Origin of the sequence: Streptomyces sp. V2I9 (genome assembly GCF_030817475.1) — a bacterium.
Taxonomy (GTDB): Bacteria; Actinomycetota; Actinomycetes; order Streptomycetales; family Streptomycetaceae; genus Streptomyces.
In genome coordinates this window covers 6,842,334-6,860,930 of the sequence record NZ_JAUSZJ010000002.1, presented here as the reverse complement: position 1 = coordinate 6,860,930, position 18,597 = coordinate 6,842,334, and the positions used below count along the sequence as shown (strand labels likewise).

The following is an 18,597-nucleotide window of genomic DNA, read 5'->3' as shown; positions in this document are numbered from 1 at the left end:
CCGTCCGGGGGTCGGGGGGGGGGGGACCTTCGCAGGGCCGGTGACGCAGAGCTCCCGAGAGCCCGAGACAAGCGATTCCGCGGCTGCCCGGCGGATTCTTGTTATCGTCCCGCTCGCACGCCGTCTCCCAGGGTGTGGGAAGTGACAGCACCGGACCCCGGAAGAGTGAGCACAGCATGGGCAACGATCACCCGACGGCCTTGATCGCGGCGGCTCGGAGCGGCGACCAGCAGGCCAAGGACCAGCTCGTCTCGGCGTACCTGCCTCTGCTCTACAACGTCGTCGGACGCGCGCTGGACGGTCACGCGGACGTGGACGACGTAGTGCAGGAGACGGTGCTGCGCATGCTCCGGGGCCTGCCCGAACTGCGTGCTCCGGAGAGCTTTCGCTCCTGGTTGGTGGCGATAGCCATGAACGAGATACGCACGCACTGGCGCGAGAAGCAGTCGGAGGCGATACCCGCGGACCGGCTGGACGCCGCGTACGACCTGCCCGACCCCCGCGCGGACTTCGTCGAGGCGACGATTCTGGAACTCGGCCTGACCGGCCAGCGGCGACAGGTGGCGGAGGCGACACGCTGGCTGGACGAGGACGACCGCGCCCTGTTGTCGCTGTGGTGGCTGGAGACCGCTGGACATCTGTCCCGGACCGAGGTCGCCTCCGCGCTCGAGCTCACCCCGCAGCACACAGCCGTCCGGGTGCAGCGCATGAAGGCGCGGCTGGAGGCCGCTCGGGTCGTGGTGAGTGCGCTGACCGCCGAACCTCCGTGCGTCCTGCTGGAGGACATCGCCGCCGGCTGGGACGGCGTCCCCTCCGCCCTGTGGCGCAAGCGCTTGGCCCGCCACGCCCGCGAGTGCACGGTGTGCTCGGGGCTCCGCTCGGGCCTCGTGCCCGCGGAGGGGCTGCTCGTGGGGCTGGCGCTCGTCCCGGTGGCCGCCGTGGCGGGGGCGGGGGCCGCTCCCGACCTGCTGGCCACCGCGGCGCACCTCCAGGCGCCGGCGCCGGGCGGGGACGGTTCCGGGGCTGCGGCGGGACGGGCCGAGCGCAGGCGGGTGCAGGCCCGGCGGCGGCGCCGCAATTCGGCCGTGGCCGCCGTGGTGGCGGTCGCGGCGCTGGGCACGGGCGGGGCGGCGGTGCACCTCTACACCGACGGTGACGGGAGGGACGGCACGACCGTCACGGCGGACGCCCCGGCTCCTCTTTCCGAGGCCCCGACGCCGGCATCCCCGTCGACGGCCCCCTCCTCCTCGCCCTCCGCTTCGGCATCGGCGAAGCCCGCCACGTCGGCGTCACCGAGCCCTTCACGTACGCCCGAGGCCAAGCCGAAGAAGAGCACTCCGCCGCCCGTGCCCAGTTCCGCCGCCCCGGCCCCGAAGCCGGCCCCGCCCAAGCCGGCGCCGCCCGCCCCGGCGGGAACGGCCGAGCAGGTCACCCAGTTGGTCAACGCGGAACGCTCCAAGGAGGGGTGCGGTCCGGTGTCGGTCAACGGTCTGCTCAACTCAGCAGCGCAGCGGCACTCCGCCGACATGGCGGCGCGGGACTACTTCTCGCACACCTCGCAGGACGGCAGGGAACCCGGCGACCGGATCACGGCCGCCGGTTACCGGTGGTCCACCTATGGCGAGAACATCGCCAAGGGCCAGCGCACCCCGGCCGATGTGATGCGGGCGTGGATAGACAGTCCGGGGCACCGCGCCAACATCCTCAACTGCTCGTTCGAGGAGATCGGTGTGGGGAAGCAGGAGTCGGGGGGCGGTCCCGTGTGGACGCAGGTGTTCGGCGCACGCTGAGTCCGCGCGCGCCCGGCGGCGCACGCCTACGATGCGGTCATGATCGCTGAACTGGAGTGCGTGGTCCTGGACTGTCGCGCCCCGAGGGAACTCGCGGGCTTCTACCGCGCCCCGAGGGAACTCGCGGGCTTCTACTCCGTGCTGCTCGGCGGGGAGATCGACCGCCCCGACCGGCGGTGGGCGTGCGACGGGGACTGGTCCACCCTGCACACGCCGGGCGGGCTTGTCCTCGCGTTCCAGCGGGTGGCGGACCACCGGCCACCGAACTGGCCCGGTCAGGACCCACCACAACAGTTCCACCTGGACTTCGGCGTCACCGAGCTGGAACGGGCGCACGACGAGGTCCTGGCGGCCGGGGCCTCCCTGCTCGACGCCGGGGACGAGAACCGTGGCTGGCGGGTGTACGCCGATCCCGCCGGGCACCCCTTCTGCCTGGTGAGGCACTGACCGCTCCAGCTCCGCTCCAGGGCCCCGAGCACCCCGGTGCGGCCGTGCCGATCGGTCGCACCGGGGCCCGCCGCCCGACCGACCCCGCCGGGACCGGCTGGGGCCGCTGGGCTTTCCCGGGTCCGCGTCAGCCCAGCGGGCCGAACGCGGATCAGCGCAGGACCAGCGTCAGTGCCGTGCCGAGGCACGTCGCCGCACCCACCGCACCGGCGGAGACGGCGACACAGCGTGCCCGGAGCCGGGCGTAGCGCCCGGTGTACTCCGCGCGCAGTTCTTCCGCGCGGTCCCGGACGCGGGTGAGGGATTCACGGGCGGTGGTGACGCGCTCGGCGATGAACACCCGCTCGACGTCCTCGCGCTGTGCGGTGGTCAGCCAGGGCAGTTGGTCGGTGAACCGGCGTGCCTGCCGTCGGGCCCGTTCGACCTCGGCGCTCCACAGCAGGAAACCCTCCAGCTGGGTCAGGCCCCGGGCGCACTCCTTGTCGGGTTTCATGCGGCCTCCTCTCCGTCACGTCGCCGGTACGGAGCCGGTCTCACGACTGCTGGTCCCCCGGGGCGACGACCGCGGAGTTGTCGGGACGGTTGGTGGCGTCGGCCAGGGCACGGACCGTCGGGTGGTGCAGATCGAACGCCGGGGACTCGGAACGGATCCGCGGCAGGGTCACGAAGTTGTGCCGCGGCGGCGGGCAGGACGTCGCCCACTCCAGCGAACGCCCGTAGCCCCACGGGTCGTCGACCTCGATCTTCTTGCCGTACTTGGCGGTCTTCCAGACGTTGTAGAAGAACGGCAGCAGTGACAGGCCGAGCAGGAACGAGGAAATGCTGGAGATCGTGTTCAGGGCGGTGAAGCCGTCCGCGTCGAGGTAGTCCGCGTAACGGCGCGGCATGCCCTCGGCACCGAGCCAGTGCTGAACGAGAAACGTGCCGTGGAAGCCCACGAACAGCGTCCAGAACGTCACCTTCCCGAGCCGCTCGTCCAGCATCTTGCCGGTGAATTTCGGCCACCAGAAGTGGAATCCGGCGAACATCGCGAACACCACCGTTCCGAACACCACGTAATGGAAGTGGGCCACGACGAAGTACGAATCGGAGACATGGAAGTCCAGGGGCGGCGAGGCGAGGATGACCCCGGTCAGACCGCCGAACAGGAAGGTGACGAGGAATCCGACGGCCCAGAGCATCGGGGTCTCCACCGAGATCGAGCCCTTCCACATCGTGCCGATCCAGTTGAAGAACTTCACACCGGTCGGCACCGCGATGAGAAAGGTCATGAAGGAGAAGAACGGCAACAGCACACCGCCCGTGACGAACATGTGGTGCGCCCATACCGTCGCGGAGAGGCCCGCGATGGCGATGGTGGCCGCGACCAGGCCGATATAGCCGAAGACCGGTTTGCGGCTGAACACCGGGAAGATCTCGGTGACGATGCCGAAGAACGGCAGGGCGATGATGTAGACCTCGGGGTGGCCGAAGAACCAGAACAGGTGCTGCCAGAGCAGTGCGCCGCCGTTGGCCGCGTCGAAGATGTGCGCGCCGAACTTGCGGTCGGCCTCCAGCGCCAGCAGGGCCGCGGCGAGGACCGGGAAGGCCAGCAGGACCAGGACACCGGTCAGCAGGACGTTCCAGGTGAAGATCGGCATGCGGAACATCGTCATGCCGGGCGCGCGCATGCAGATGATCGTGGTGATGAAGTTGACCGAGCCGAGGATCGTGCCGAAGCCGGAGAAGGCCAGTCCCATGATCCACATGTCGCCGCCGATGCCCGGGGAGCGGACCGCGTCGGTGAGCGGGGAGTAGGCGAACCAGCCGAAGTCGGCCGCACCCTGCGGGGTGAGGAAGCCGGCCACCGCGATGATCGAGCCGAAGAGGTACAGCCAGTAGGCGAACATGTTCAGCCGCGGGAACGCCACGTCGGGCGCGCCGATCTGCAGCGGCATGATCCAGTTCGCGAACCCGGCGAACAGCGGCGTCGCGAACATCAGCAGCATGATCGTGCCGTGCATCGTGAACGCCTGGTTGAACTGCTCGTTGGACAGCAGCTGGATTCCGGGCCGGGCCAGTTCGGCGCGCATCACCAGGGCCAGGAGTCCTCCCACACAGAAGAACGCGAAGGAGGTGACGAGGTAGAGCGTGCCGATCGTCTTGTGATCCGTCGTGGTCATCCACTTGACGATCACGTTGCCGGGTTCCCCGCTCCGTACCGGCAGTTCGTCCTCTTCGGCGGTATCGGTCTCCACCGATTGCGCGATGCCCCTCGTCGTCACTACGACGCTCCTTCGGTCGACGGTCCGTGTGGACTCGGCGACCAGAATGGCCCCGCGGCGTTACGTGCGGTGGGACATCGTTCCCCGTTCGGCGGACGCGGCCGACAAGGACACTCAAATGGCCTACGGGCGGACGGATCGGCGCTCGCGGCCAGGCCCGTCGGCGCGGCGCCCGAAATCGGATGTCAACGTCCGCGATCCGTGCGGATATTCCTTCGCGGAGATCGGAATAGCACCAGATGCCGCCGAGTTGGTGAAGCGACAGAACCTCATCTCCCTGTTCCACTCCCCCTCCCCACTCGACGAGCTTCGGAAGGTCGGATCCATGAAGATCGGCATCATCGGCGCGGGCAACATCGGCGGCAACCTGACACGGCGTCTGACCGCACTCGGGCACGAGGTCGCGGTCGCCAACTCCCGTGGTCCCCACACACTCACCGCACTCGCCGAGGAGACGGGGGCGACGCCCGTGGCGGCGTCCGACGCCGCGAAGGGCGCCCAGGTGGTCGTGGTCACCGTGCCGCTCAAGGCCGTACCCGACCTGCCCGACGGGTTCCTCGACGGCGCGGCGAAGGGCGTCGCGGTCATCGACACCGGTAACTACTACCCCCAGCGCGACGGGCGCATCGACGAGATCGAGGGCGGGCTGCCCGAGAGCCGGTGGACGGAGCGGCAGATCGGCCACCCCGTGATCAAGGCGTTCAACGGCACGTACGCCCAGGACATCCTGGACCGGGGCCGCCCGCAGGGCGCCGTGGGCCGACAGGCACTCCCGGTGGCCGGCGACGACCCGAGCGCCAAGCAGACCGTGCGCGACCTCATCGACGCGCTGGGTTTCGACACGGTCGACAGCGGCGGCCTGGACGATTCGTGGCGCCAGCAGCCCGGTACGCCGGTGTACGGCAGCCGGGGTGACGTCGACGCCATCGTGAAGGAGCTCGCCGAGGCGTCGCCCGAGCGCACGGCGGAGTGGCGCGCCTGACAGCGGGGGTCACGGGAGGAACGACCGGGCGAAGGCTCCGGCCGGGTGGGGGACGGGGGTGTCCGCCCGGCCGGATCGCCGACCGTTCTCGGGCCCTGCCCGCCACGGGTGTTCACGGCGCGGGAACATCCGGACCTACTCCCGAGTAAGGTATGGGTCCGGGTCGCCGTCCCACGGTCCGTGCGGTGCCCGGAGGTGGTCCTTGGACGGCCGTGGACGAGGAGCCGTCTCATGCCCCGCACCATGTCCGTAGCGGACAGCATCGTCATCGACGCCACCCCGGCGCAGGTCTACGAGCAGCTCAGCGATCCCACGGCGATGGGCCGTTGGAGCCCGGAGAACCAGGGCGCGACCGTGCGCGGCGCATGGCGCGGCGCCTACGTCGGCATGGTCTTCGACGGCCGGAACAAGCGGGGTCCCGCCCGCTGGACGACGCGGTGCACGGTGACGGCGGCCGATCCGGGCGCACGCTTCGCCTTCCAGGTCCACGCGATAGGTCTGCGGCGCCATCTGTTTTTGGGGCCGATCGCCACGTGGGAGTACCGCTTCGAGGCGGTGGCCGGCGGAACCCGGGTCACCGAGATCTGGACCGATGACCGTCGCCGTTGGCCGGACTTCCTCGCCCATGCCTTCGACCGTGCCGCGACGGGCGGAAAGACCTTCGCACAGTTCCAGGGCGGCAACATCCGTACGACGCTGAAGCGGCTCAAGGCGGCACTGGAGTCGGACAGGAGCTGACGGCGGACCGCCGCCCGGCGGGGACCGGGCGGATCAGGTCCGGACAGGCCGGCGCCGCGGGCCCGGTCACGATCCGTCGGGTGCCCCTGTGGCGGTCCAGTGCGGAGGCCGGCCGAGGGACGGGGGAAGTGCGGTCCTCGCGTCGCCCTTCGCGGCGTTGACCTGTGCCTGGGTGAGGAAGAGGCTTCCGGCCAGGTCGGCGCCCGAGAGGTCGGCGTCGCGGAAGTCCGCGCCGATGAGGTCGGCCAGCCGGAGATCGGCGCCGGTGAGATCGGCGGCGATCAGATAGGCCCCGCGGAGATCGGCTCCTCGCAGGTCCGCCCCGCGCAGCCGGGCACCGATGAGGTCGGCGCCGCGGTGGTTGCGCTTCTTGCGGCGGGGCGCGGTGGACCGGACGAGTTCGCTGGTGCGCTGGAGCAGTGCTGCGACCTTGTCCCGGTGGCCGGCGATGTCCAGCTCGGCGAAGTCGACGGCGGGGCGCGCGGTGTGCCGTTCGGTCACTTCCAGGGCTCGGCGGAGTTCGGCGTGCAGAGGCCGCGCCTCGGGGCGTGCGAGGGCTTCGGTGAGGTACCAGAGCAGCTCGTGGAGTTGCCGCATGACGGGGAACACCTGGAACATCTGCGCGGCGAGGTCGGGGGACGAACGCCAGTCGCGGCCCTCGTACGTCTCCCGGGAGACCTTCTGTCCGGCGCCGAAGCAGTCGTACACGGTGCAGCCGGGGAAGCCCCGGGGGCGCAACCGTGTATGGATGCCGCAACGGAAGTCGTCCTCCAGGTTGGGGCAGGGGCGTCCGGCCTCCTTGTCGATGGCGAAGTCCGACGAGGCCGTCAGCGTGAGGGCTACGCAGCAGAGGGCGAAGCAGTTCGCGCAGTCCGCGCGCAGAGCCTCGCGTCGGTCGTCGGCTACGGCGGTCGGTACGGCGTCGGGCACGGGTGGCGGGTCCTCGCGTGGGTGCTGCTGCGAAAAGGTGGGATGCGGTCGGGTGGAGACCGCACGAGTCTACCGAGGAGCGGCGGTGCACACTGGGCGCGTACGGATGACGAGGGGGACGTATGGGTGCCGAGGAGAGCGGTGGGTTCGAGCCCGCGACCGGCGACGGGCCGCCGTCTGCCGAGCCTGCGGCGGTGCGGGCCGCTTCGGTACGGACCGCGTTCGAGGGTCTGCTGCAGATTCGTCGCCTCACCGGAGCGGCGCGGCCCGACCCCGTGGCCGCGCCCGCGCCGTGGGAGCGGAACCGTCCGGTCAGGGCGGTCGCGTTGGCGTTGGAGCACGCGGGGGTGGTCCCGTCGGCCGTCGATCCCTCGGGGCGCCGGGTGTCGGCCGGCTACCGGGTGGGCGAAGGGGAATCGGCGGGGTCGGTGCGGGTCGAGTGGACGGGACCGCCGGGCAGTGGCGCCGTGCACGGCGAGGAGGAAGCGCTGGCCGACTGCGCCGCGGCCTTGCGTGAACTGGGCTGGACGGTGCTGCTCTACCGAGGGGCCCGCAGGCGGCGCTACCTGGAGGTGGAGCCGCCGGGCGGGTGGTCCGGCGGGCACGGCCGGGCGTGAGGCCGCGTTGTCAGACCCATGGGGGATGCTTGACGGTCCGACAGCCCTGAGGAGGAGATGCTGAGATGGACCAGGACGAACTCGCGGCGGCGCAGGCGTACGTCCGCCTGTTGGAGGCCACGCGGGCAGCGCTCGCGGATCCCGGCGACGCACCGGTCTACCTGCCGCTCCTCACCTCTCCCATGCGGGAGGCCGACCATGCTCTGCGCAGCGCGGGGCTGACGGGCAACGAGGACCGGCTCTTCGCGCTCGTCCGGGCGCTGCAACCGAGCCTTTCCGGCAGTGGCGGATAGCCGCGCCGCCGGGTGAGCGCCGGGCGGTCCGGGCAGGGCGGCATGAGGGGGGCGGCACGGAACCATGCCGGTTCGTCCTCAGCCGGCCTGCGCCTCTCGCGGGGAAGGGCCCGGCGCGGGGGTGGGCGGGAGCTGCGACGCGAGACCGAGTTCCTGCTCGCCGGGACCGAGCGGGGCGAAGAACCGGGCGACGTGCTCGTCGTCGACCTCGGCGAGCGAGCCGGGCTTCCACTGCGGATCGTTGTCCTTGTCGATGATCCGGGCACGCACCCCCTCCACGAAGTCGGGCTGCTCGTACGCGCGGCTGGAGACACGGAACTCCTGGTCGAGTACGGCTTCCAGGCTGTCGAGCCGGGCTGCCCGGCGGACCGCGGCGAGGGTGACCTTGAGCGCGAGCGGTGACTTGGTCAGGAGTTCGTCGGCCGCCGTCCGCGCCGCCGGGACTCCGCTCGTACGCAGCCGGTGGAGGATCTCCTCGACGGTGTCCGCCGCATAACAGTCGTCGATCCAGTCGCGCTGCAGGGGGAGGTCCCCGGCGGGCGGTTCCGTGGCGAACCGTTCGACGATGCCCTCGACGGACTCGCCGGGCCCGGCAGGCTCGGCGAGCGCCTCGGTCAGGGCGGGCAGGAGACGGGCCGGGACGTGGTGATCGGCCAGACCGCAGAGGACGGCGTCGGCCGCCCCGATCGAGCGGCCGGTGAGCGCCAGGTGGGTGCCCAGTTCGCCCGGAGCGGCGGCCAGCAGGCGGGTGCCTCCGACATCGGGCACGAAGCCGATGGCCGTCTCGGGCATGGCGACGCGTGAACGCTCGGTGACGACACGGTTCCCGGCATGGGCCGACACCCCGACGCCGCCGCCCATCACGATGCCGTCCATCAGGGCGACGTACGGCTTGGGGAAGCGTGCGATGCGGGCGTTGAGCCGGTACTCGTCCCGCCAGAACTCCAGCGACGCGCGCCCCGAGGCCCGTGCGTCGTCGTGCAGGGCCCGGATGTCGCCGCCGGCGCACAGACCCCGGTCGCCCGCCCCGGACAGCAGGACGGACGTGATCTCCTCGTCCTGCTCCGCGCGGTCCAGGGCCTCGTCGATGAGCCGCACCATGGTGTGGCTGAGGGCGTTGAGGGCGCGGGGGCGGTTCAGGGTGAGGTGCAGGCAGGCGCCGCGCGTTTCCAGCAGGACGGGCCGGTCGTCGTTCATGCGTGCGCTCCGCTCACTGGCTCGTGGACATGCTCAGGGGCATGCGGGACACCTGCCATGATCGCGGACGGTCCCCGTCCACCCTTCCGCACCCCCCGGATCCGGCCGAAAGCGCGGGGCGGGCGGGGCACGGGCGTACGGATCGCGGGGCGGGGTGAGCGGATTGCGTATCCGCGGGGTGAGCCCTGTGGCACTCCGATGGCCGCGGCTCGACAATTGAGGCCGACGGGGTGCACCGACGCACGGCCCGACCGGACGACCTCCGGAGCAGGAATGACCGACGACGAACGGCCGCAGGACGCCGATACCTCTCCGCTCCGCCCGATCGACCGGAACAACAACGGTGAGATCCGGCCGACGGAGCGCCTCGCCATGAACCGGACCGGCAGTTTCGACTGGGATCTGGACACCGGAACCCTGGACGTCGACGAGGCCGGGCTCATGGTGTTCGGCGTGGATCCGGCGACGTTCGACTCCCGGCCGGGCACCCTGTTGGAGCACCTGGAACCGGCGGAGCGGGCCAGGCTCGACGTCACGGTCGACGAGGCCATCACCGGTGGCAGCAATTCCTACAGCGTCCACTTCCCCGTGCCGCTCGACGACGGGACCACGCAGTGGACCCATGTGCAGGCCCGCATTCTGCGGTCGAAGGACGGAAAGGCCCACCGGATCGTGGGCATCGTCCGGGACGCGACGGCGGAGGCCACCCATTCGGCCTTCGTCCTCAACCTGGAAAAACGCCGGCAACGCCAGACCAACATCGTTGAACGTACAACGAGCGCGATGTCCCGCGCGGTGACCGTGGACGACGTGACGGCCGCCCTCACCGGACCCGGCGGTTTGGCCCGGCTCGGCGCGGACGGTCTCGCCCTGGGGCTCGTGGAGAACTCCACGCTCAACATCGTCGCACTGAGCGGAGAGTCGCTGGAGGTGCTCGACGGTCTCGGCTCGGGCGGCCTCGACCGTGACCTTCCGCTCACGGACACCATCCGCAGCGGCCGCCCGCGGTTCATCACCTCGCTGTCCGCACTGGCCCGCCGCTACCCGGAGCTGGAGCCGCACCTGGGGAAGCTCGGATTCCGGGCGGCGGCCTACCTCCCGCTGGTGGCCCAGGCGCGGTCGCTCGGCGGCCTGGCCCTCTTCTACCGCGAGCGCACGGTCTTCAACGCGGACGAACGTATTCTGTGCCTGGGCCTCGCCGCCATCGTGGCGCAGTCCCTGCAACGGGCGATGCTCTTCGACGAGGAGCGGGAGTTCGCCACCCAGCTCCAGTCCGCGATGCTCCCGTCCCGGATACAGGAGGTCGAGGGAGGCGAGATCGCGGTCCGGTACCACGCCGCGTGGAGCGGACGGCAGGTCGGCGGCGACTGGTACGACGTGATCACCCTGCCCAAGAACCGGTACGGGCTGGTCGTGGGGGACGTCCAGGGGCACGACACCCACGCGGCCGCGATCATGGGCCAGTTGCGTATCGCCCTGCGCGCGTACGCCTCCGAGGGGCACCCGCCGGCCAGCGTGCTCGCCCGCGCCTCCCGCTTTCTCTCCGAACTGGACACCGAGCGCTTCGCCACCTGTACGTACGCCCAGGTCGACCTGGCGTCCGGGGCGGTGCGGGTGGTGCGGGCCGGGCACTTCGGACCGCTGATCCGGCACGTGGACGGACGGGTCGGAAGCCCGCAGGTGCGGGGCGGGCTGCCACTCGGCACCTCCACGGACCTCCTGGACGAGGAGTATCCGGAGACGCGGCTCGATCTGGTGCCCGGCGAGACCTTCGTCCTGTACACGGACGGGCTGGTGGAGGAGCCCGGTGCCGATCTCGACACCGGGATCGACGCGTTGCGCCACGAGGTGAGCGCCGGGCCCGCCGGAGCCGAGGCGCTGGCCGACCACCTGTCGGAACGGCTGTGGGAGCGGTGGGGCTCCGGTGACGACGTAGCACTGCTGGTCCTGCGCCGGAGCCCGGACGTGGGGACGTCGCATGCGCCCCGGATCCACCAGTACATCCACCAGGCGGACCCGGAAGGGCTCTCGGAGGCCCGCGCGATCGTGCGCCAGGCCCTCGCCGACTGGGACATGGCCGAGTTCGCCGACGACGCGGAGTTGGTCACGGGCGAGTTGCTGGTCAACGTGCTCCTGCACACCGAGGGCGGAGCCGTTCTCACGCTGGAAGTGCTGCCCGAACCGGTGCGCCGGATCCGGCTGTCGGTCCAGGACCGGTCCAGCGCCTGGCCGCGACGGCGTACGCCGGGCGAGACGTCCACGTCCGGCCGGGGACTGCTCCTGCTGGACGCGGTCGCCACCCGTTGGGGGATCGAACCTCGCGGCGAGGGAAAGGCCGTCTGGTGCGAGATCGGCCCCCCTCCTCCGCCGGCCACCTCACCGCCGCCCCCGGCTGCGGAGCGGTGACGAGCCTCCACGGACGGTGAGGCGCTAAGGGGGTGGGGGCCGGCGCGGCGCGCCGGCCCCCACCCTCGGCTCAGCTGAACCGACGCGTCAGTTCTGGGGGCTGCGGCGCTTGCGGACGGCCCACAGGATGCCGCCACCCGCCAGCAGCACCGCGACGGCGGCGCCACCGATGACCGGCGTCGACGAGGACGAGCCGGTCTCCGCCAGGTCAGGCGAGCTCGGGCTCGGCGCGGGCACGGCGGGCGCGGACTCCGAAGGCTGCTCACTGGGCGTGGCGCTCGGCTCGGGCGTCCCGGCGGACTCCGACGGGGTCGGCTCGCTCGGGGTCGGCTGGGGCGGCGCGGGGGTGGGCTCCTCGCAGACCGGTGCCGTCTCCGTCTTGTCGACGGAGTGCGCGCCGCCGCCGGCGTCCGTGACGACCAGTCGGACGGTCACCGGCTTGTCATGTTCGGGCAGCGTCAGCTTCTTGTGGAACTCACGGCCGAACGTCTCGGTGGGAAGCAGGTCCTTCCCGTCGACCGTGACGGTCACGGTGTTGGGGACGCCGTCCGTGTAGTCGGTGAGGTCGACAGTCACCTCGGAACAGGTCACGGCCCAGGTGGGGGTGTGAGCCGCGGCCGGACCGGCGGAGAGGACGCCTCCGGTCAGGCCGACGACCGCAGCGGCCACGAACGCTCCCGCACCCCGCCACGATCTCCTGGGTATGGTCATGGATTCTTCCTCCAGATACGTCTCATCGCCCCGATGGCGGTGGGGCGCACAGTACTGCCATCGTCCCGCTGCGACGCACCCGGCCCACACACGTCCCGGCACTCCAACTCAGGTCATAGCACCGCTACTTCCGCAATGCGGGCGGCTCCCCCGGTGTGCCGCTCTCCTGCCGTGGCCGAAAGGAGTGGGGAGCATGCGGGCGTCTTCCGCCGCCCCCGCGCGGAAGTCACCGCGGAAGGCGGCCGTCGGACTCGCCGTCATAGGGCCTTGTGCATGATGTGCAGCCCCACATAGCCCTGGGTCGGGTGGCGGAAGCCCTCCGGGAGGGTTCCGATCACGTCGAATCCGAGCGACCGGTACAGCTTGACCGCATAGGTGTTGGTCTCGATCACCGCGTTGAACTGCATGGCCCGATAACCTTCGGCGCGAGCCCAGTCGATGGAGTACGCGCAGAGTGCACGCCCCACCCCCCGGCCGGAGTGGGCGGGGTCGACCAGATAGGTGGCGCTGGCGATGTGGGATCCGTTGCCCATGTGGTTGCGGTTCATCTTCGCCGTGCCGAGCACCGTCCCCGCTTCGTCGACAGCGACGACCACGCGGCTCGGGGCGGGGACGAACCACCACCCCTCGGCCTCCTCCCGTCCGAGATCGAGCGGATAGGTGAGCGTCTCGCCCGCGGAGACGATCGCATGGAAGAAGGGCCAGATGGCGGGCCAGTCCTTCGCTGTGGCTTCCCTGATCAACATGCGGACAGGATGGCCCAGGCGGTCGATCAGCGCGAAAAGTTATCCGGCGCCCCGGCCACGCCACCCCAGCCTGACGAGGAGGCCCTTCCCTCTCGGGGCGCCGGGTGCAGCGGAGAGGGACGCTTCCGCACGGACGAGCGCCGGAGACGAGTCGGCGACGGAGACCGGGCCCGCTTGCCCGAACACGCCCCTGGCCCGGGTCCCGGCAACTGTCACCACCGCGCCGTTCGCCCCTGCCTCCGTCCCGGTCCTTGCCGGTGCCTCCTCCCCAGCCCCGCCGCACCTCCCGGTGCCGGGACCTGCCCCGGCACCGGCAGCCGGGGCCGTACGGAACCCTGCACCGCCCCCCGGCGTCGGGGCCGGCCGTTCCTCGCGTGCCCGGTCCAGCTCGAGCGTCAGGTTGACCCGCCGCCAGAGGATTTCGTCGGGGTCGTCGGCCAGCATCAGCTCCGCCATGGCGACCCTCGCCGGCACCGAGACCGGACGCCCGAAGACCGGCTCGGGACGGACCCGTGCGAGGTGGGCGCGTTCGTAGGGATCGTCCACCACCTCCGCCAACTGCACCGGGTCCAGCGCGGAAGCCTGGACCGCCGCCCGCACCCAGGGGTCCCGCAGGCGTTTCGTCAGCCGATCGATCCGCTGCGAACGCCAGTTGCGCGCCCGCCAGTCGGCGCCGGACTCCAGCATGGTGCGCATCCCCACAGGGGCCCTCCCGCCGAGCAGCTCGGGCTCCCGCGCCGCGAACGCGACGAGTTCGTCCGCCAGATAGAGCCACACCACCGCGCGATACCGATTCAGATAGAACGTCACCGGTGACACGCAGCCCGCACGGGCCAGCCGGGTGAACCGTGCCGGGGCAATACCCAGCAGGGCCGCACCTTCCGCCGTGCCGACGGTACGGACCCTCTCCGCCAAGCTGCCGGGGAAGCCCGGAAGTCCCCGTAGACGCGCGATCTCCTCCTCGTGCACGCGCGGCCGCCCACCGTCCGACACGGTGACGACGGCGATCAGTCCGAGGTGCACCGCGATCTCGAACTCCGCCCGCCGGAGGCCGAGTTCACGGATGGCTCGCCCGGCCGCGACCGTAGCCGTGCGGGTGACGGCCAGGGCCCGACCACCCGCATCCTCCGCACCGGCGGGGCCCTCGGCCCCCACCCCGCCACGGCCGGTTCGCGCCTCCTGGTCCCCGATGCCCGCCCGCATCACTTCGCTGACCGTCATGAGCCTTCTCCCCCGCCATCTCGACTACGCTCCGTAATGACGGTAGTCGAAAGGGGCCACCATCCGTCAGCCCTGTGGATAACTCCGCAGGGACGAAGGAAAGTGCAGGTCAGATGGGCCCGATGTCGTCGAGAGCGCCTTGGCGGACGGAGACTCCGAGGTGTTCTCCGACCCGGTTGACGAGGAGGGTCATCTCGTAGGCGACCTGGCCGATGTCGGCTTCGGCGCCGGTCAGCACGCACAGGCAACTGCCGTCCCCGGCGGCCGTCACGAAAAGCAGCGCTTCGTCGAACTCCACCATCGTCTGGCGGGCCCGGCCCGCCCGGAAGTGACGCCCCGACCCACGCGCCAGGCTCTGGAGGCCCGAGGCGACCGCCGCCAGGTGTTCCGCGTCCTCGCGGGCGAGCCCGGTGCTGGCCCCGGTGACCAGCCCGTCGTTCGAGAGCACCAAGGCGTGCTGTATGAACTGCACCCTTTTGGTGAGATCGTCGAGAAGCCAGTCAAGTCCCCGGTCAAGCGGCATGTGCTCGTCCTCCCCGTGCCTTCGTTCCCCGTGCCCCCGTTACGCTCGCAAGCCTCGCGCAACCGCCCCTCCGGGGCAAGCGTCCCTCGCGCCGCGGGGTGCCGCTTCGCGCCATACGCGGATCGGGCCCAGGATGGTGCCCATGGCACATCACATGACCGAAGACACGTGGCGGGCCTTCCTCTCGGAGGGAACGCGCACGGCGAAGGTTTCGACGGTGCGGGCCGACGGCAGTCCGCACGTCGCCCCCGTCTGGTTCCTTCTCGACGGCGACTCGGTGGTCTTCAACACCGGCAAGGAGAGCGTGAAGGGGCGCAATCTCGCACGCGACGGCCGCGTCGCCCTGTGCGTGGACGACGATCGACCACCGTACGCGTTTGCAGTGGTGAACGGCCGTGCCGAGCTGAGCGAGGACCCCGGCGAACTCCTGCGGTGGGCCACGCTCATCGCTCGCCGGTACGTGGCGGCGGACGCCGCCGAGGAGTTCGGGCGACGCAACGGCGTGCCGGGCGAACTGGTCGTGCGGGTGCGGATCGACAAGGTGATCGCCATGGCCGACATGGCCGACTGACGGGCGGCCCACGCCGGGGCGTCAGCCGACGGAAGCGAGCAGCCGGGCGGTATGCACACGACCGGCGTACTCGACCGTACGGATCAGGACCTCTTTTCCGGAAGCTCGATCCCGTGCGTCGCACAGCACGATCGGTGTGCCCCGGTCGAGATCGAGCGCCCGCGCGACGTCGTGCTCCGTACGACCGGGAGCTCCGGGGAAGCGGTTGACGGCGACCACGAACGGAATCCGTGCGCGCTCGAAGTGGTCGACGGCGGCGAAGCAGTCCTCCAGCCGCCGGGGGTCGGCGAGCACGATCGCCGCCAGGGCTTCCGCGCACAGCTCGTCCCACAGGAACCGGAAGCGGTCCTGGCCCGGCATGCCGAACAGGTACAGCGAGAGACCCGAATGGACGGTGATGCGGCCGAAATCCATCGCTACGGTCGTCGTGGCCCCCCGCTTCGCTCCGGCGGCGCCGCTCTCCCCGCTCCCGTTCGCCGCCTCTTCCGATCGCAGCGGGCGGATCTCGCTCACCGAGCCGACCAAGGTCGTCTTGCCCACCCCGACGCCGCCGGCCACGACGATCTTCAAATTGAGCGCGATGTCCTCCCCGAGCATGGTCCTGCCGATGTCGCCGGGGCTGCGGTGAGCGGTGCGGGGGCTCGGCTCTCTGTCGGTGTACTCGGGTGGCATGCGTTCCCTCTCTTCTCAGGAATCGCTTCGGGTCGACAGCATGGCAACCGGTCCGCTTCGTACGAGCGGGTTGATCGTTCTTGACCGATGCGACTCCGCCACGGTCATTCCTTGCCGCATCCTGACCTGAACGCGTCTCTCTCGGACTGGCCGCTGATCTGCCGGTCACTCTCGGACGGGGCGCTGACCTGCCCGTGACCCACCGGACATCGTGCAACGGGCCGAAGGGCCGTCCGCGGCCCCGCCGCTTCCGGCTCAGCCTCCGTACCCTCCGCCTCCGCGCAGCACTCCGACAGGTCCGGTTTCGCCCTTGTCTCCAACCGGGCCTCGCTGCGTCGATCTGAGCCTCGTCGAGATGATCCGTGTGCGGCGGTCCGCCGGGGAGCACCGAGCGGACCTGGCGGCCGTGGCGCCGCGTGAACTGCCGGCGGCCACGACCACCATGATGCGGCGAGCCTCGGAGGACGCCCCTCCCTGGGGGGGGCGGGAGGCACCGGTCGCCGACTCGGTACCGGAAGGTGCGATCCGGGCTGATCCCCACTGATCGCGCACCCTCCGATGTGCGACTGCTATGCACCGAAGGGCTCATCGTGCCCCGGTCGGCGGCGACCGGGGCGGCGTCCGGCCCGACGCGGCACAAGCGCCGGAGCCCGGGCCGGCTCCGGCCACCACGGACCGCACCCGAACGGGCCGGGCGCCTCAGCCATTCCCGGACACGTGGCCGTACGTCCGGTGGAGCCGGAGCCGGTGACACGGCCCGACGGCTGCGCGACCATGTCCTCATGGCCGACGACCACACCCACGTCCTGGACTTCTTCACCCCGCGCGCGGCCGGCTGGGACCGCCGGTTCGCCGACGACGGTCCCGCCTACGCCTCCGCGGCCCGCCGGCTCGGGCTGCGCCCCGGTGACACCGTGCTCGACGCGGGCTGCGGTACGGGGCGCGCGCTGCCCGCCCTGAGGGCGGTGGTCGGGCCGATGGGCACGGTGCTCGGCGCCGACCTCACTCCGGCCATGCTCGCGGAAGCCGTACGGGCGGGTCGGGGCGGCTGCGGTGCCCTCGTCCGTGCCGACGTCGCACGGCTGCCGCTGCGCGACGGTGTCCTGGACGCGGTCTTCGGAGCCGGGCTGATCTCGCACCTGGCGCGGCCGGAGGCCGACGTGGCGGAACTCGCCCGCGTCGTGCGACCGGGCGGGACGCTCGCCCTCTTCCACCCGATCGGCCGGGCCGCCCTCGCCGCGCGACAGGGGCGCACCATCGCCGACGACGACCTACGGGCGGAGCCCCGGCTGCGGGAGCTGCTGGCCGGTGCGGGATGGCGGCTGGAGTCCTACACCGACGAGGACGACCGCTTCCTCGCCCTGGCGAGCAGGAAGGAACGAGAGACTCCGGTCAGCCGGGGGTGACCCTACGGAGGCGATGGCGAGGACGCCCCGGCCGAAACGGGCGTCTCACTCGGCCGGGGTCCGCGACGGACGGTGGCCGGGAACGGGGCAGCCGCGGACACCCGGCGTGGGGAACGTACCGAGCTTCGCGATCTCGTACCCGTCGGGATATCCCTTGATCTCGGGGTTCTGACGTGCGTAATGGGGTGTCCGGCGGGGCGGCATGAGCCGGACGGCACGGGCCCTCAGCCGGAGCGCACCCCTGGTCACTCCGCGGGCCACCGGCCCGGGGCGGGGGTAGCGGAACGCGGTGAGCAACGAGTCGTCCAGCAGCGCCAGGCTGGCGCCGCGCACCAGGGGGGCCAGCACCGCCGGGTACCACGAACCCATCAGCGCCAAGGTGGCGTCGGAAACCCGGCGGGCCCCTTCGTCCCAGCCGAAGTGCTCGTCCTCGTAGGCGTCGAGGGTACGCTCGAAGTCCTCGTAGGTCTCCGGCACATCCTTGATCCCCATCCGGGTGCCGAGGGCGCGGTAGTAGGCGGCGAAGGCGCGCCGTTCGTGGCAGCACAGGCGTCGCCAGCCGAAATCGTCCAACCAGCGCTTCGGGGTGACGACGAACGTGCACAGGACGTAGCGCATGTCGTCGTTGCTGATGTCGTAGCTGCGGTGCATCTGGTTGATCCGGCGGATGGCCGTGCGGCTTTCGTCGGCGTCGAAACCGTGCTCCACCACCGCGTCGAGGAGCAGGGCGGTGTCGTCGTAGCGCTTCTGGGAACGGTCCGTCAACTCCGTGGTCTCGTCGAGGAGTCGACCGATGCTGGGCACGGCGTAGGTGCGGTAGAGGGCCAGTTCGAGGGCGCGGGTGACGTCCCAGGGGAACTCATGGGCGACGGTGAGCCGGTAGATCTCGTGGAAGTCCCGCTCCGGGTCCATTCCCTGGATCTCCTTCAGCCGGTCGTACCGCTTCGCCATGCTGCCCCCTCGTTCGGCCGGAGCTTCCACCCTACGCACAGGGCCCGCGCGCGCCCAGACGTGCGGCCCGTCCCCACCCGGACGAGTGGACGCGGCTGCGGATCGGCGGCGCCCACCAGGGTCTCGACCAGG

At 71.3% G+C, this 18,597-nt stretch carries 19 protein-coding genes; 9 read left to right on the top strand and 10 right to left on the bottom strand.

Features of this window, described 5'->3' with window-relative positions:
- Positions 1–176: 176 nt before the first annotated feature.
- Together QFZ71_RS29670 and QFZ71_RS29665 are read left to right on the top strand one after the other, a co-directional pair.
- The gene (locus QFZ71_RS29670) at positions 177–1,790 is read left to right on the top strand and encodes a sigma-70 family RNA polymerase sigma factor (protein ID WP_307671232.1); all 1,614 of its coding nucleotides are present in this window, start codon (positions 177–179) and stop codon (positions 1,788–1,790) included.
- A 39-nt stretch (positions 1,791–1,829) separates the two neighbouring features.
- On the top strand, positions 1,830–2,237 hold the full coding sequence (locus QFZ71_RS29665) for a VOC family protein (RefSeq protein WP_307671231.1): 408 nt from the start codon (positions 1,830–1,832) through the stop codon (positions 2,235–2,237).
- Between the two features lie 151 nt (positions 2,238–2,388).
- On the opposite strand, the gene QFZ71_RS29660 is transcribed toward QFZ71_RS29665, so the two are convergent.
- A complete protein-coding gene (locus QFZ71_RS29660) occupies positions 2,389–2,730 on the bottom strand; it encodes a hypothetical protein (RefSeq protein ID WP_307671230.1) in 342 nt (113 codons plus the stop codon).
- 40 nt (positions 2,731–2,770) lie between these two features.
- Complete coding sequence (gene ctaD / locus QFZ71_RS29655) at positions 2,771–4,501, bottom strand: cytochrome c oxidase subunit I (RefSeq protein WP_307671229.1); 1,731 nt, start codon at positions 4,499–4,501, stop codon at positions 2,771–2,773.
- Between ctaD and QFZ71_RS29650 the strand changes: the two genes are divergently transcribed.
- On the top strand, positions 4,485–5,483 hold the full coding sequence (locus tag QFZ71_RS29650; RefSeq protein WP_307671228.1) for an NADPH-dependent F420 reductase: 999 nt from the start codon (positions 4,485–4,487) through the stop codon (positions 5,481–5,483). The two genes, ctaD and QFZ71_RS29650, sit on opposite strands and share 17 nt — an antisense overlap.
- Before the next feature lie 231 nt (positions 5,484–5,714).
- Complete coding sequence (locus tag QFZ71_RS29645) at positions 5,715–6,221, top strand: SRPBCC family protein (RefSeq protein WP_307671227.1); 507 nt, start codon at positions 5,715–5,717, stop codon at positions 6,219–6,221.
- A gap of 66 nt (positions 6,222–6,287) precedes the next feature.
- Here QFZ71_RS29645 and QFZ71_RS29640 read toward each other — a convergent pair whose 3' ends face one another.
- On the bottom strand, positions 6,288–7,151 hold the full coding sequence (locus QFZ71_RS29640; RefSeq protein WP_307671226.1) for a pentapeptide repeat-containing protein: 864 nt from the start codon (positions 7,149–7,151) through the stop codon (positions 6,288–6,290).
- A gap of 122 nt (positions 7,152–7,273) precedes the next feature.
- Between QFZ71_RS29640 and QFZ71_RS29635 the strand changes: the two genes are divergently transcribed.
- Both QFZ71_RS29635 and QFZ71_RS29630 read left to right on the top strand, forming a co-directional pair.
- Positions 7,274–7,768 (top strand): hypothetical protein, encoded by a 495-nt coding sequence (locus QFZ71_RS29635; protein ID WP_307671225.1) that lies wholly within the window; start codon positions 7,274–7,276, stop codon positions 7,766–7,768.
- A gap of 65 nt (positions 7,769–7,833) precedes the next feature.
- A complete protein-coding gene (locus QFZ71_RS29630; protein WP_307671224.1) occupies positions 7,834–8,061 on the top strand; it encodes a hypothetical protein in 228 nt (75 codons plus the stop codon).
- A gap of 78 nt (positions 8,062–8,139) precedes the next feature.
- On the opposite strand, the gene QFZ71_RS29625 is transcribed toward QFZ71_RS29630, so the two are convergent.
- Positions 8,140–9,258 (bottom strand): enoyl-CoA hydratase/isomerase family protein, encoded by a 1,119-nt coding sequence (locus tag QFZ71_RS29625; protein WP_307671223.1) that lies wholly within the window; start codon positions 9,256–9,258, stop codon positions 8,140–8,142.
- Positions 9,259–9,531: 273 nt separating this feature from the next.
- Here QFZ71_RS29625 and QFZ71_RS29620 point away from each other — a divergent pair, with 273 nt between their 5' ends.
- A complete protein-coding gene (locus tag QFZ71_RS29620) occupies positions 9,532–11,664 on the top strand; it encodes a SpoIIE family protein phosphatase (protein ID WP_307671222.1) in 2,133 nt (710 codons plus the stop codon).
- Between the two features lie 87 nt (positions 11,665–11,751).
- Here QFZ71_RS29620 and QFZ71_RS29615 read toward each other — a convergent pair whose 3' ends face one another.
- The 4 genes from QFZ71_RS29615 to QFZ71_RS29600 form a co-directional block, all read right to left on the bottom strand.
- Positions 11,752–12,375, bottom strand: a complete 624-nt coding sequence (locus tag QFZ71_RS29615; protein ID WP_307671221.1) for an LAETG motif-containing sortase-dependent surface protein — start codon at positions 12,373–12,375, stop codon at positions 11,752–11,754.
- Positions 12,376–12,632: 257 nt separating this feature from the next.
- A complete protein-coding gene (locus tag QFZ71_RS29610; RefSeq protein WP_307671220.1) occupies positions 12,633–13,121 on the bottom strand; it encodes a GNAT family N-acetyltransferase in 489 nt (162 codons plus the stop codon).
- A 39-nt stretch (positions 13,122–13,160) separates the two neighbouring features.
- Positions 13,161–14,342, bottom strand: coding sequence for a DUF6397 family protein (locus QFZ71_RS29605; protein WP_307671219.1), 1,182 nt, complete (start codon positions 14,340–14,342; stop codon positions 13,161–13,163).
- 109 nt (positions 14,343–14,451) lie between these two features.
- Entirely contained in the window at positions 14,452–14,865 is a 414-nt protein-coding gene (locus tag QFZ71_RS29600) for a roadblock/LC7 domain-containing protein (RefSeq protein WP_307671218.1), read from the bottom strand.
- 142 nt (positions 14,866–15,007) lie between these two features.
- Here QFZ71_RS29600 and QFZ71_RS29595 point away from each other — a divergent pair, with 142 nt between their 5' ends.
- On the top strand, positions 15,008–15,436 hold the full coding sequence (locus QFZ71_RS29595; protein ID WP_307671217.1) for a PPOX class F420-dependent oxidoreductase: 429 nt from the start codon (positions 15,008–15,010) through the stop codon (positions 15,434–15,436).
- A gap of 21 nt (positions 15,437–15,457) precedes the next feature.
- Here the strand turns inward: QFZ71_RS29595 and QFZ71_RS29590 are convergent, their stop codons facing one another.
- Positions 15,458–16,033, bottom strand: a complete 576-nt coding sequence (locus QFZ71_RS29590; RefSeq protein ID WP_307671628.1) for an ATP/GTP-binding protein — start codon at positions 16,031–16,033, stop codon at positions 15,458–15,460.
- Positions 16,034–16,890: 857 nt separating this feature from the next.
- On the opposite strand from QFZ71_RS29590, the gene QFZ71_RS29585 reads away from it, so the two are divergent.
- Entirely contained in the window at positions 16,891–17,514 is a 624-nt protein-coding gene (locus tag QFZ71_RS29585; RefSeq protein ID WP_307671216.1) for a class I SAM-dependent methyltransferase, read from the top strand.
- A 45-nt stretch (positions 17,515–17,559) separates the two neighbouring features.
- Here the strand turns inward: QFZ71_RS29585 and QFZ71_RS29580 are convergent, their stop codons facing one another.
- Positions 17,560–18,465, bottom strand: coding sequence for an oxygenase MpaB family protein (locus QFZ71_RS29580; protein WP_307671215.1), 906 nt, complete (start codon positions 18,463–18,465; stop codon positions 17,560–17,562).
- Positions 18,466–18,597 lie beyond the last annotated feature (132 nt).